Origin of the sequence: Echinicola strongylocentroti (assembly GCF_003260975.1) — a bacterium.
Lineage (GTDB): Bacteria > Bacteroidota > Bacteroidia > Cytophagales > Cyclobacteriaceae > Echinicola > Echinicola strongylocentroti.
Genome location: NZ_CP030041.1, coordinates 3,153,087 through 3,167,980, shown reverse-complemented (window position 1 = coordinate 3,167,980; position 14,894 = coordinate 3,153,087). Strand labels below are relative to the sequence as shown.

Annotated in this window: 8 protein-coding genes; 5 read left to right on the top strand and 3 right to left on the bottom strand. The window is 46.8% G+C overall.

What is annotated here, in order from left to right; all coding sequences use genetic code 11:
- Nucleotides 1-593: 593 nt before the first annotated feature.
- The 3 genes from DN752_RS12280 to DN752_RS12270 all read left to right on the top strand — a co-directional run bounded on the left by DN752_RS12280 (nt 594) and on the right by DN752_RS12270 (nt 3,045).
- A complete protein-coding gene (locus DN752_RS12280) occupies nt 594-1,070 on the top strand; it encodes a YdeI/OmpD-associated family protein (RefSeq protein ID WP_112784217.1) in 477 nt (158 codons plus the stop codon).
- 25 nt (nt 1,071-1,095) lie between these two features.
- Complete coding sequence (locus DN752_RS12275) at nt 1,096-1,989, top strand: LysR family transcriptional regulator (protein WP_112784216.1); 894 nt, start codon at nt 1,096-1,098, stop codon at nt 1,987-1,989.
- A gap of 78 nt (nt 1,990-2,067) precedes the next feature.
- Entirely contained in the window at nt 2,068-3,045 is a 978-nt protein-coding gene (locus DN752_RS12270; protein ID WP_245949200.1) for a YeiH family protein, read from the top strand.
- 186 nt (nt 3,046-3,231) lie between these two features.
- Here the strand turns inward: DN752_RS12270 and DN752_RS12265 are convergent, their stop codons facing one another.
- Nucleotides 3,232-5,370, bottom strand: a complete 2,139-nt coding sequence (locus tag DN752_RS12265) for a protein-disulfide reductase DsbD family protein (protein ID WP_112784214.1) — start codon at nt 5,368-5,370, stop codon at nt 3,232-3,234.
- Between the two features lie 151 nt (nt 5,371-5,521).
- The gene (locus DN752_RS12260) at nt 5,522-6,910 is read right to left on the bottom strand and encodes a dipeptidase (protein ID WP_112784213.1); all 1,389 of its coding nucleotides are present in this window, start codon (nt 6,908-6,910) and stop codon (nt 5,522-5,524) included.
- A gap of 1,248 nt (nt 6,911-8,158) precedes the next feature.
- Here DN752_RS12260 and katG point away from each other — a divergent pair.
- Both katG and DN752_RS12250 read left to right on the top strand, forming a co-directional pair.
- A complete protein-coding gene (gene katG / locus DN752_RS12255) occupies nt 8,159-10,393 on the top strand; it encodes a catalase/peroxidase HPI (RefSeq protein WP_112784212.1) in 2,235 nt (744 codons plus the stop codon).
- A gap of 401 nt (nt 10,394-10,794) precedes the next feature.
- On the top strand, nt 10,795-12,456 hold the full coding sequence (locus DN752_RS12250) for a M1 family metallopeptidase (RefSeq protein ID WP_112784211.1): 1,662 nt from the start codon (nt 10,795-10,797) through the stop codon (nt 12,454-12,456).
- Nucleotides 12,457-12,569: 113 nt separating this feature from the next.
- On the opposite strand, the gene eutB is transcribed toward DN752_RS12250, so the two are convergent.
- Nucleotides 12,570-14,885 carry an ethanolamine ammonia-lyase subunit EutB gene (gene eutB, locus DN752_RS12245; protein WP_112784210.1) on the bottom strand — a complete coding sequence of 772 codons (2,316 nt, stop codon included), beginning with the start codon at nt 14,883-14,885 and terminating at the stop codon, nt 12,570-12,572.
- Nucleotides 14,886-14,894: the final 9 nt, after the last annotated feature.

The window sequence follows — 14,894 nt, the reverse complement described above, 5'->3', positions numbered from 1 at the left end:
AGGCCATTCGCTACCGGTTAGGCTGACTTTGTTTTTTAGTGAATGGCCAATGCATGAAGTTGACTGTCTTAGTAGAGAAGTAAAGAGAGAAAGATATAATATACATAAAAACGGTCATAAAATAAGATAGATCAGGTCACCATCAGGGCAAACGCATTTAAAAAAATGTTCCTATTTGCATTTCTATCTGCCGTTCCTACGGAACTTACCCTTTTGTGTGTAATCATTTTTGGTGCAGGTAGTCACCTGCACTTTCTATATGACCCACCGCCAAAGGCGGATGAGGCAGGATGCTCAGTTCCTAACGCCTATTCAGGGTTTAACCTCACCCAAGCCAACCACTATACATGAGCAAATAGCTGCGACGGCTTGAACGATCCAAATCAACTAATCATTCTTTCAGCCCATCCAGCCGTTCGGCAAGATAGGCTACTGCGGTTTCCAATGTACAAATCGGGGCAAAGTGCCAGCGGCACGGATGATAGCTGTCCTACACGAAATTAATACTAAATGTGTTTGCCCTGTGAACAGCTCAGAAAAACGGTTGGAATCACAAAAATAGTTGTAAATTATCAGCAAAAATACAGTGTGAAATGGGCAAGGAAAAACCATTAGTGAACCAGTTGTATTTGCTCGAAAAATTTCCTGGTAAAGGGGGCTGGACTTATGCCAAAATCCCAGAAATACCTCCTGGCAAGGACACACATTTTGGTTGGGTGACCGTGCGTGGACGCATTGATGATGTGGTCCTTGAGCATTATAAGCTCATGCCAATGGGAAATGGCTGCATGTTTCTTCCCGTAAAAGCAGCCCTTCGTAAGCAACTCAAAAAAGAAGCAGGTGATACGGTGCAGGTCGTCCTCTATCCTGACGAAACGCCAATAGTCATCCCCAAGGAAATACTAGAGTGCTTCCGAAATGAACCCTCCCATCTTATCGACAACTTCAAATCGCTTTCAGATGGCGAACAGAAAGCTTATTTTGATTGGATCTATCAGGCCAAAAAGGCCGAAACGAAAGCGGATAGGATCGCAAAAATGATGGAAAGGCTCATGCAATTGAGTAAATAGCTCTAAAATACTTTAAATTCGCTTTATGTTTGATTATAGACTCCAGGTTTTCCATGCCGTGGCACGCCGGTTAAATTTCACCAAAGCTGCCGAAGAACTCTACATATCCCAACCTGCCGTGACCAAACATATCCGGCAGATAGAATCGCATTATCAGGTAAAACTTTTTGACCGACAGGGCAGCAAAATATCCCTCACGCCCGCAGGACAAACACTTTATGAGCATGCAGATCGGATTTTTGCCGTTTATCGGGACCTGGAATTTGAGCTGAACCATTTCAGTAAAGATCACCGCGGTGAGCTACGAATAGGTGCCAGCACCACCATTGCCCAGTATGTGCTACCGCCTATTTTGGCAGCGTTTCATGAGAAATTTCACGATATCAGGTTAAGCCTTAGCACAGATAATACCGAACAAATCGGCAAGTCACTAGATTTGGGGGAAATCGACCTGGGGATCATCGAAGGGCAGACCAAGCAGTCGCAGTTTAAATATACGGAATTTACCAAGGACGAAATTTTACTTATTGCGCGGGCAGATCATCCATTGGCCAAAAAGGAATCCATCGATATCCAAGAATTACTCGACGTCCCGCTGCTGCTCAGAGAACCGGGGTCCGGGACCTTGGAAGTCATCGCCCATGCACTGAAGCCACTAGGGGTAAAACTCGGCCAACTCAAAAAAGAGATGCAGCTCGGCAGTACCGAAAGCATCAAAGGCTATCTGATGAACTCCAATGCCATGGCCTTCCTATCTGTTTTTACCGTCTTGGAGGAGCTCCATAGCAAAAAGTTTACCGTGATCGATGTGGATAAGTTGTCCATTGAGCGATCATTTTTATTTATCCAGCCTCATGGAGGCAAGGAGGGAATTGCCGATCTCTTTATGAAATTCGCCCACCGTAATAACCTCAGGTAATGGGTCATTGCCAAAAACGATTTCCATAGCAACTGCTGTTTACGCACCTTTGTACAGTACCGAACAGAAGTTATGGACATGGAAAAAGCAAAGGACATTTTCTTAAAATTTAGAGGGATTCACGACTTGTTGGATCGAGGGCTTACCATTCGGGAGATCATCTTTTGGCTGGCGGTAGTCGTTTGTCTCTTGCCTGGGATGACTGCTCCGATCGCCTTAGTGATGGGCCTGCTCTTTGTCAATCTCCTCGGCCATCCTTACGCCAAATCAGGAGCGAAAGCTACCGACTACCTACTGCAATTTGCCGTAGTCGGTTTGGGTTTTGGCATTAGTGCAGAACAGGCCTTTACTACTGGAAAGGAAGGTTTCATAATGACTTTCATTGCGATAATATGCACCTTGGGGCTCGGGTTGATTTTTGGAAAACTCCTTAAAATAGACCAAAAAACTTCCTTTTTGGTGGCAGTAGGAACCGCTATATGTGGTGGCAGTGCCATCGCTGCGGTATCTCCGGCCATCAAAGCACGGCAGCACCAGATTTCTATGGCGTTGGGCGCTGTTTTCGTACTAAATTCTTTGGCTTTGTTTCTGTTTCCTCCGATCGGGAAATTCCTAGGCTTAGGTGCTGAGCAGTTTGGTACTTGGTGTGCCATCGCCATCCACGACACCAGCTCCGTAGTAGGCGCCGCCAGCCAATACAGTGATGAAGCCCTCAAAATCGCCACAACAGTAAAACTGACCCGGGCGCTCTGGATCATTCCTGTGGCCTTCTTATCAGCGTTTGCTTTTGGGCAAGGAAAAGGTAAAATCAAGATTCCCTATTTCATTGGGCTGTTTATCTTGGCTGTCTTGGCCAACAGCTTTTTGCCCTCCGTAAAACTGATCGCTCCCTTTATAGACCATTTGGCACATATGGCCCTGTGTCTTTCCATCTTCCTGATCGGCTGTGGGCTTTCCAGAAAACTGCTGTTTGCCGGTGGGCTGCGAGTGCTTGGGCAGGCGAGTATATTGTGGGTGATTATTGCGGGCTTGACGCTATTGGTAGTGGCTTTATGATCAGGGAGCAATAAATAGGCTAATGTATATTCAGGGATCAATACCGTTTAGTTAAGAGTATTTCCTCCTTTCTATGTGCCTAAGCGACACCTTTTTGGGACTCAGCAGCACTAACTAAACTTGTCCTCTTCCTCTTAGCACCAAAAAAGGTTAGGCAATAGAAGAGTCCAATGAACAGGTTAGTTTTTATTGCTCAAACGCCGCCTTTGCATTGTCCAGAAACTCCACGAAATTTTGGGGATCGGTGTCATAGGCTTTTGGCCTCACAAGCATCTCTTCGTCATGATCCAAGATCACATAATAAGGCTGTGCATTATTGTTGAACCGGGTGATCTGGAAGTCCGCATTCTGCTTGCCGATGGTTTTCTTCACCTTGTCATCGTAGGCAGAAGTGTACCATTCTCCTTCTGGCAGTTCTGTCCGCTCGTCCACATAAAGTGCCACCAGCACAAAATCATCCTTCAACCGCTGCAGCACTTCTGGCTGTGACCAGACCTTGGCTTCCATCTCTCGGCAGTTGACACAGCCATGTCCGGTAAAATCGATGAAAAGCGGTTTGTTCTCCTTTTTGGCAACCCTCAGCGCTTGATCATAGTCAAAATACCCTTGCAGTCCATGCGGCCAATGCAGCAAATCCCCATGTTTGGGTGCTTCCGTCATCTCGCTTTGGACGGAGGTTCCTCCTCCTCGGTTTTCACGGATCAGCTTTTCGATATTGAAATCGTGCGTGTGGATCGGAGGCAGGTAGCCACTCAGGGATTTGAGCGGAGCGCCAAATAGACCTGGCACCAAATACACCACAAAGATGAAGGTCACCGTGGCCAGCAACAGCCGAGGAACACCCAGCTTTTCCATGGGAGAATCATGCGGCAACCGGATTTTGCCGAGCAAATACAATCCCATCAGCGCAAAAATCACGATCCAGATGGCGATGTAAATGTCACGGTCCAGCAGTCCCCAGTGGTACACCTGATCGGCTACACTCAGGAATTTGAAGGCCAATGCCAGCTCCAAAAATCCCAGCACCACTTTCACGGAATTTAACCATCCTCCAGACTTAGGCAGGCCATTGAGCCATTCTGGGAATATCGCAAAAAGGGTAAAAGGAATGGCAAAAGCCAACGAAAAGGCAAACATGCCCAAGATGGGCTTTAGGATTTCTCCACCGGCAGATTCGATCAATATCGATCCCACAATAGGGCCAGTACAGGAAAAAGAGACCAATACCAGGGTAAACGCCATAAAAAACACGCCTGTAAGTCCTCCTTTGTCGGCTTTGGCATCCATTTTATTGACCAATCCGCTAGGCAAGGTGATCTCAAACAAGCCCAGAAAAGCCAGGGCAAAGAAGATAAATACCAGAAAGAAAAAGATATTGGGTGCCCAATGTGTGGAAAGCCAATTGGCAAACTCCGGCCCTTGGACGGCCGCCACGATGGTGCCCGCCAGCGTGTAAATGACAATGATGCTCAGCCCATAGATAATGGCATTTCTGATTCCCTGTGCTTTGCTTTTACTCCTTCCGGTAAAGAAAGTCACTGTCATCGGGATCATCGGGAAGACACATGGCGTCAGCAGCGCAGCCAATCCTCCCAAAAAGGCAGCGATGACAAATGGCCACATGGAAGTGGCATCTCCCTGTTTGCCTTCTGGATCGAGGTTGACGGCGGGCACTTTGGTGCCTGTCTTTTTGGTGGAGGGTTTAGCGGTGGTTGCTTGGTCTTCGGCTGATTTATCAGGACTTTCTTCAGCTACTTTTTCGGTAGCCTCTTGCTGAGGCAAAGGCGATTCGTCAACGACCTTTTCTTCTGGTGCACTTTTAGTTTCTTGGGCAGCTTCTTTCTTGATAGAGGCGTTCACAGATCGGGAAAAATCCTCCTCGTAAGGCACGCATTGTCCCGTCACATCCGAGCACATCTGATAGCTCATCACTCCCACGATCTTGACAGCTGTTTTGGTAATCTTGACTTTCTGTCTGAATTCGGCAGTGCCTGTAAAGTAGCTTACTTCTCCGTCCCAGGTTTCATCCATCTTCCGTTTTGGATCGATAGGTTTGAGCTTCCCAATACGCTCAATGCCTTCAGCTTCTTCCAAACTCAGCTCGGTAAGCATGGGGCCAAGGTCTGGGTCAAAATCGTTGGAATAAATGTACCAATCCCGAGGAATGTCAGCTTTAAAAATAAGTTCGACCTCATCATCCACGAAGGGCGTCTCCTCCGAAAGGGTCATTTGCCACTTTGGGGGCTGTATCAGCTGAGCAAACGAAGCTATACTGGTGAGGCAAAGCAGGAATACTAATGGGAGGGATTTTTTTAAGCTCTTCATAACTATTGTAAAACTGCATTAATGCAGTAAGGGTTTCATATAAAACAAATAAACCACAAAAACTTAAGCTACTCATTAAGAAGTTTTAGGGCAAAACTCCAAATCTAAGCGCTTACTTTTTGTGGTTTACTACAAAAGGTCAATTAAGGTTTTATTTTTCTGACAGTTTCCTGAAATTTTTAAAGAAAGCGGCTATCGTTTCGATGCCCAAGAGGTAGTTCCTGACACCGTAATGTTCGTTGGGAGAGTGAATGGCATCAGTGTCCAATCCAAAGCCCAACAAAATAGGATCCAGCTTCAACTCTTCCTGAAAGAGTGACGTGATCGGCACGGATCCACCTTCTCTGGTAGGGATGGCTTTCTTGCCAAAAACCTCACTAACGGCCTCTTCTGCGGCTTTATAGCCAACTGATGAAGTGGGTACTACGGCTGGTTTTCCGCCATGGTGTGGGGTTACTTTTACTTTTACCGAATCTGGCGCCAGAGACTCAAAATGCTTTTGGAAGAGCTCGGAGATTTCATGGTGATCCTGGTTCGGTACCAGTCGCATCGAAATTTTTGCATAGGCTTTTGATGGAAGGACGGTTTTGGCACCTTCACCGATATATCCTCCCCAAATGCCATTGACATCCAAGGTCGGTCGGATTCCGGTACGCTCCAAGGTGGTAAAGCCCGCTTCACCTTCTACTTCTTTGATATCAAGCTTCCGTTTATAATCATTCAGGTCAAAAGGCGCTTCGTTCAGTTTCTTGCGGTACACTGCTGAAAGCTCCTCCACCTTGTCATAAAACCCTGGAACGGTAATCCTTCGGTCCTCATCCTGTAGCTGTGCGATCATCTTACAGAGGATATTGATCGGGTTGGCCACTGCACCACCATAAGTGCCACTGTGCAGGTCGCGGTTTGGACCGGTGACTTCCACTTGCATATAGGCCAGGCCACGGAGACCAACGGTCACGGAAGGTGTTTCCAGCGAAAGCATGCTGGTATCCGAAATCAGCACTACGTCAGCTTGTAGCTTTTCTTTATTTTCCTTGATAAAATTGGCCAAATTATCAGAGCCTACTTCCTCCTCACCTTCGATCATAAACTTCACGTTGCAGGTCAGCTCACCTTCGGCCATCATGGCTTCAAAAGCCTTTACATGCATGAAAAATTGGCCTTTGTCATCCGCCGAACCGCGGGCAAAGATCGCTCCATCTGGGTGGAGATCAGTCTTTTTGATCACTGGCTCAAAAGGCGCCGAATCCCACAGTTCATACGGGTCGGCAGGCTGCACATCATAGTGGCCATACACCAAAACGGTCGGCAATGCCGGGTCGATGATCTTCTCTCCATACACCACCGGATAGCCTGGAGTAGGGCAAATTTCTACTTTGTCCGCACCTGCTTCCACCAGGCTGTCTTTAACATATGCTGCGGCTTTTAGTACATCTTCCTTGAATTTGGGGTCTGCACTCACCGAAGGAATGCGGAGGAGTTCCAAAAGTTCTTCAATGAATTTATCCTGATTTTGCTGGATATAATCTTTCGATGCCATATTTGGGATTTTAGATTGAACGTTCGAATGACCAAAATTACACTTTTCTTAAGTGATTTCCACGTCATTGGCCGAATACGATGATAGTGATGCTTTGTCACCGTTAACCTTAGGAATGAAAACTAACTCAGCTTCCTGTTTTCAGAAACAATACTACTTACAGAAGTTATACTTTGAAGTATGATTTATGGGTAACAACATAGGAACATAGGGCACAGTAGGATGATGTGCATCTAGTCGCCGCTGCCTTATGCTGGAACAGTAGGAAGCCACGAAGGCACCAAGACACTAAGTGTTTTGCAAAGTAACAGACCAAGTACGCGACAAGCTCCAATTCATACCGGTTGTTCCGACAGCTGTGCTGTGGAACCACCTAAAATTGAGCTTTTAACTCAATACCACTTACAAAAGTTATATTTTGGAGTATGATTTATGGGTAACAACATAGGAACATAGCGCACAATAGGGGCATAGGCAGCTAATCAGGCATGTCGGGTACCTCCCTCGTCCTCATGAGGGTGATCAGAAAGTCCCCTTTAGGGGATTTAGGGGTAGATTTCGGCAGATTTTCTTCGAAAGCAAAATCTTTTCTCGGACGCTAGTTGTTCCGACAGCTGGGCTGCGGAACCACCTAAATTTGAGTTTTTAACTCAATACTACTTACAGAAGTTATACTTTGAAGTATGATTTATGGGTAACAACATAGGAACATAGGGCACAGTAGGGGGAGAGGCAGCCAATCAGCCACTGCCTTATGCTGGAACAGTAAGAAGCCACTAAGGCGCCAAGACGCTAAGTGTTTTTGGAAAGTAATTGGCCAAGTACACGACAACCCCCAATTCACCCCTTTTGTGACTTCGTGACTTTGTGGCTAAAAAAAAGTAAGCCACTAAGACATAATAACGATTACCTTTAGGAGTTATTCTTTGGAATTCCCTTTTGGGTAACAACATAGCTACAATAGGGAAAGTGTCCAAAAGCATTCCCCTCACCCAGGCTGAAAGTCTAGTTCAACACCTCCCTCCCCCCATACAACATCCACGATATAAAAGCTTTTCGAGGTTAGATGGAAATATACATTAGCCTATCTATTGCAGTTATGCAAAAATCGGGTTTAAAAGGCTAAATAAGTTTGCTGAAATAACCATATTTTTTTAAATTATAGGACATTTAATGGATCATTAAAATGATTATTTTTAGAATTTACTTGTCAGAAATATTTTCACAAACCATATACAAATCATAGAAATGGAAAACAATAATGGTTCTCGAAGTTTTGATGTAAACGAAAGCAGTGCTAGTGGAAAATGCCCTTTTTCTGGAGCAGCTCCTAAGAAAAGTGCCGGAGGAGGCACCAGCAACCTTGACTGGTGGCCAAATCGGCTAAAAGTAAACATCCTGCGACAACATTCTCCCATGTCCAACCCACTGGGCGAAAACTTTGATTATGCCGAAGCCTTCAAAAGCTTGGATTATGATGGGTTGAAAAAAGACCTGCATGCCTTGATGACTGACTCACAGGACTGGTGGCCGGCAGATTTTGGCCATTATGGGGGCTTGTTTATCAGAATGGCCTGGCACAGTGCCGGCACCTACCGGATTGGTGATGGCCGTGGTGGTGCAGGAGGCGGTCAGCAGCGCTTTGCACCACTGAACAGCTGGCCGGATAATGCCAGCTTGGACAAGGCCAGAAGGCTATTATGGCCCCTCAAACAAAAATATGGCAACAAAATCTCTTGGGCTGACTTAATGGTCCTTGCGGGCAATGTGGCCCTAGAATCGATGGGCTTTAAGACATTCGGCTTTGCAGGGGGACGTGAAGATACTTGGGAGCCTGAAGAAGACGTGTACTGGGGCTCAGAGGACGAATGGCTTGCGGACAAGCGGTATTCAGGAAAACGTGACCTCGAAGATCCATTGGCTGCGGTGGTCATGGGGCTGATTTATGTGGATCCCGAAGGGCCAAACGGAAATTGGGACCCTGTATCTGCTGCCGTGGATATCAGAGAAACCTTCAAACGAATGGCCATGAATGATGAGGAGACCGTTGCGCTGATTGCGGGTGGTCACTCGTTTGGAAAAACCCACGGTGCTGCTGATCCGGGCGAGCATGTTGGTCCCGAACCAGAAGCCGCACCTATTGAGCAGCAAGGTTTCGGATGGAAAAACTCCCATGGAACAGGGTCAGGTCCAGATGCGATCACTGGCGGCCCTGAAGTAACGTGGACACAAACCCCAACTCAGTGGAGCAACCACTTTTTTGATAACTTATTCAAATATGAATGGGATCCACACCGCAGTCCCGCAGGTGCTAAACAATGGATTGCGAGAGATGCAGAAGCAGATATTCCAGATGCCTACGATAAATCCAAAAAGCATAAACCCACTATGCTGACAACGGATCTGGCATTGCGATTGGATCCGGAGTATGAAAAAATATCAAGGAGATTTTACGAAAACCCTGATGAATTTGCCGATGCCTTTGCAAGGGCTTGGTACAAGCTCACCCACCGTGATATGGGGCCAAAAGACCGCTATCTCGGACCTGAGATTCCCGAAGAGGAACTGCTCTGGCAAGACCCCATTCCAGCAGTAAACCACGAGCTGGTGGACGAAAAGGACATCGCAGCGCTCAAGGACAACATCCTAGGAACAGGTCTTTCCGTATCTCAGCTGGTATCTACCGCTTGGGCGTCTGCCTCCACTTTCAGGATTTCCGACAAACGTGGCGGTGCCAACGGAGCCAGACTCAGACTTGCTCCACAAAAAGACTGGGAAGTCAACAATCCCACGCAACTGGCCAAAGTGCTGAGCACACTGGAAGGGGTACAAAAGGATTTTAATGGCGCCCAATCCGGCAACAAGAAAATCTCCTTGGCAGATATGATAGTACTGGCAGGCTGTGCCGGTGTGGAAAAAGCGGCAAAGGATGCAGGACACAGTATTAGTGTACCGTTCACTCCAGGCAGAATGGACGCTTCGGCGGAGCAGACTGACGAGGAAGCGTTCAGCTACTTGGAGCCTTTTGCAGACGGATTCAGAAATTACCGAAGGACAAAATTCAACGTGTCTACCGAAGACCTGCTTATCGATAAGGCCAATTTGCTTAGCCTTACCCCTCCTGAACTGACCGTGCTGATAGGAGGCATGCGGGTGCTAGGTACTAACTTTGATGGATCCAAGCACGGCGTCTTCACCGACAAGCCCGAAAAGCTTACCAACGATTTCTTCGTCAACCTATTGGACATGAAAACTGCTTGGGAAGCTACCTCCGATGATCAGGAGTACTTCGAAGGAAAGGACCGAAAATCCGGAGCCAAAAAATGGACGGCTACACGAGCAGACCTTGTCTTTGGTTCCAATGCTGAACTGAGGGCACAAGCGGAAGTTTATGCAAGTACCGATGCACAGGATAAATTTGTCAAGGACTTTGTCGCCACTTGGGACAAGGTCATGAACCTCGATCGGTATGACCTGAAATAAGGCAATAACGAGTCACTTCACCGAAAGGAGAAATCCCTGCGCATTTAGTTTTTCTAGATGTGTCATGGGGATTTCTCCTTTTTCTATTGATGAAAAAGTAGGCAAAAATCTAGGCCATGGAGCATCTTTCACATTAAGTGATTGGGGTTACCAGTACGATTTCGTTTGCCTTAATTTGATTTTGGGGTAGTTGCTATGGGCTAAAAATGAGTGGATCTCGCTTGTCCGCTGCACGAGCTAACTCATTTTCTTAACGCCCCCATCGACTGTCCCAAAACAAACCATAGAGGGCATCATTCACCAGTTTTGCGAAAGCCATCTATAAAATTCCATTCTCTCTTTATCTGAATAAAACTTACCTTAGTGAGTAGAAATAGAATAGAAACCCAACCTTATTTGATATGAATTGGATGAAATCGCTTTTGATAGCGGCCACGTTGACGTTTAGTTTTACTGCTAGAGCACAGCTTTTCCCACATGGGGAAGCATTTACACGGCAGGATACCTTGCGCGGCACCATCACCCCGGAAAGGGCTTGGTGGGATTTAGCACATTACACCTTGGAAGTGAAAGTAGAGCCAGAGAAACAGTTCCTGTCTGGAACCAACACCATGACCTATACCGTCACCGGGCAGCCACAGCGCATGCAGATCGACCTTCAAGCACCCATGAAGCTCACCAAAGCTGTCCAAAATGCCGAGGAACTTCCCATTGAACATGATGGCAATGCCCATTTTATCTCCTTAAAACAGGAGCAAGTACAAGGCAAAAACTACGACATTACTTTTCATTTTTCCGGCAAGCCAGTAGTGGCACAGCGACCACCTTGGGATGGAGGCCTTACTTGGCAAAAGGACAGCAACGGCCTCCCCTTTATCGCCAATGCCAACCAAGGAATCGGCTCGAGTGTATGGTGGCCAAACAAAGATCATCCCAGTGACGAGCCTGACAAAGGGGTATTGCTCAAAGTGGAAGTACCCGAAAACCTAATGGATGTCTCCAACGGCCGCCTGATCGACACCCAACACAACCGCAAAGCCAACACCAAAACCTACACGTGGGAAGTCAAAAATCCGATCAATAATTACGGAATCAATATCAACATCGGTGATTATGTGCATTTCTCCGAAAAATACCAAGGCGAAAAAGGTGAGCTGGACATGGACTATTATGTCCTTCGCGACAATCTAGAAAAAGCCAAAGAGCAGTTTAAAGATGCCAAAAGGATGATGGAAGCTTTTGAGCATTGGTTTGGGCCGTATCCTTTTTATGAGGATGGTTATAAGCTGGTCGAAGTGCCTTATCTGGGCATGGAGCACCAGAGCTCCGTCACCTACGGCAATGCCTATGGTAACGGCTACTTAGGCAGGGATCTGAGCGGAACCGGCTGGGGGCTGAAGTTTGACTTTATCATCATCCATGAGTCGGGCCATGAGTGGTTTGCCAATAACATCACCAACAAAGATGTGGCCGATATGTGGATCCATGAAGGGTTTACGGCCTATTCCGAAAGCTTATTTTTGGATTATTTCTACGGCAAAGAAGCCGCCAGTGATTACGTGCTGGGCACTCGCATGGCCATCAATAACGACAGGCCGGTCATCGGTACTTATGGAGTAAACTACGAAGGCTCCGGAGACATGTATTACAAAGGCGCCAATATGCTCCACACCATTCGCCAACTTATCAATGATGATGACAAATGGCGTGAGATCCTGCGGGGGCTGAACCGTGAATTCTATCACCAGACCGTCACTACCAAACAAATCGAAAACTACATCAGCGATCATGCCGATATGAACTTGGAGCCAGTATTTGACCAATACCTTCGAGATGTGCGGATTCCCATTTTCAGCTATACCATTAAAAATGGCATGTTGATCTACAGATGGGAAAACACGGTAAAAAGCTTCAATATGCCCCTGAAGGTTTGGGTCGACGGAGAGGAGGTTTGGCTCAAACCAACTACCCAGTGGCAAAACAAAAAACTCGACCCTACCACATCAGCACTCACCGTGGACCGCAATTTCTATGTGGCCAAGATGAATGTCATGGGAGAATAACGTTTACGAACAGTGCTACCAAATGCCTGATACAAATTGCCTTTAACCCGGAATACGCATTAGGAATCGCAACAGATAGGCTAATGCATATTCCGGATTTAAATCAGGTCGCATCAGGCATATTTTTTAAACAATTGTCCCAAAATCTGAGTAGTTTGCCGCGCTGCCATCTCCGGTTTCAGGGATGTATCGGAGATGCCGGAAATCACACGGGAAATATTATGATCTACGGTGCCTTTTTGTGCCCAAACAGTGGGATTGGCAGCCGTCAGGTAAACAGAAAAATTGTGATGCCCCGATCCCGGGCGCTCTCCAATGATATGCAAAATCCCTTTGCAGCTCTCCTGTACTCCTTTATTTCCAAAAAGCAATTCTCCACATGCATAGCCCGCCCTTACCCTTCCATGCTGGATGACAATCGGTTTATCGGCCACCCGATATCCTTCACCGGCCAAGGCCGGGCCAATGGCCTTCAGAAATTCGTCCAAGTGCCCGCGGTCCATCAAGGCCCTGACATTCAACCCATCCGAAACCACGATTTGCACATCAGGAATTTCATCATGCCACGAGGCACTTAACTCGCGAAGCGTTCGCTCTGCTTCCATGCTCAGCTTTTCGCCCGTCTCGGGATGATATACATAGTCTTTTCGGTCGCTTGACTGAGTAATGATGGGCAGGGCCAATGGAATTTCCTGAACAAATGTCGAGGACATTTCAGTCCATAAGCTGACTTTAGCATCATCATACAGCTGCTGCACTTGCCTGGCCAATTGGGGTTCTAATTCCCATATTTCATCCCCATAGCCTTCTGCAATGGGGACACCTCGCTGGCGAATGGCACGGATTTTATTTTTGCCATCAGCAAAAATCTCTTCACGGCTTCTAAGATCACCTTTTGCCAAACAATATTGGTAATAAACCCAAGTGGGATCCCCAAAGTGAATCGTGGGCTGATTATCTTCCCCAATGACGCCGATACGCTTAAAAAAACGCCACATGGCATCATTCACTTTATAGCCAAACTTCTCTCTGACACGTACATGATCACTAAAAGAAGTAGTCAAATAACTCAGCATGGGGTCATTTTTGGTAGGCAGTGCCATCAAGTAGGCAGGATTAGCAGGCATCACCTCATCTATGCACCAGTTCAGGTCCTCCAAGTCCACATCCATGTGCAGCGTAGAACAAATGTCCAAGCCGATGCATAGTCCATGGAGTTTTCCCATCAAGGTATCCTCCAGGCAGCACCTCACCAGCTGTTCCTTTGTCTTAAAAACCTCCGGGCCAATAAAGCCCGCTACATCATTGACATGTACCCATGGTGCCCCACCGGAGGATTTTTCTGCTTCCAATTGTGCTTTCAGGGCGCTGACAAAACCGTACTTTCTTGATTCGTGAAGCACCATATCAAAGCCCTCTCCATGTCCATTGGTAAAATCTGCTCCCTGACCAGTTTCGGCATAAAGACCGTACTGTCCCTGCCTTTCGGACATATAACCTTTCATTTTATCAAGGGTAACATCAAATGTTCGATTGGCACTTACGGTCCCTGCAAGGCTTTGAAACCAAATCCCCGTGGTGCCCGGCTGCTGTTCCTCCACCGCCGCCTGTACATCTATATGTGACAAAACACAATTGGGCATAGTCTCTTCCAAGCCAAAGGTGACCAAAATATCGTACAAGGTAGCTTCTATCTTTCCCACTGAACCTACCTCACTGGACACCGGGTTGGTACCCAATACCAAATCCCCCACCCCATACGACCAAGCATCAAACACCTGCCATGCGATATCTTCTGGATTGTCCGTAGGGGAATTGGGCTGAATCCGTGCACTCAAATACCCTTTACTTCCTATCTTGCTTCCGGACAACGGGTTAAATAGTTTTTGGCTGACTTGAATCAATTCTTCATTACTCATTAATTTCACCACACAGCCAATGACATCACTGGTCAGTCCGGGCATGACCTTTTTGATCGCCATTTCATCTTCAGTGAGCAAAAAATCCCTCAGCTCCCCCATTCTCCACGACTCCAGCTCCGTGCGCATCCGCTGATCCGTTGTCTCCAAAATCAGGTCATACAGTTCATCCCTAAACACCAGTTGATTATTGATGTCCTGAATTGTTGTATTTCCTAGCAGTGTTCGTGCATGCTGCCGAGATTTATCATCCTTGGCCGCAATACCCATTGTGGCATCACCCTCTTTGAAGGCATTTGCGGCCCCTATCAGCTGGCGATAAAGATCAATGTCGAACTTTCCTTTCTTCCTGGTAATATATCCCATGAGGTCTTCTCCTTTTTTGGGAAGACTTACTTTTACAGGTTTTGCAGGAGCAAGGGGATCAGCGTACTTCCAGCCATAACTACTCAACAAAACCATGGAAGCACCCAAAACTCCCGATTTTTTCAAAAATTCATTTCTTGTCATGCTTATCCT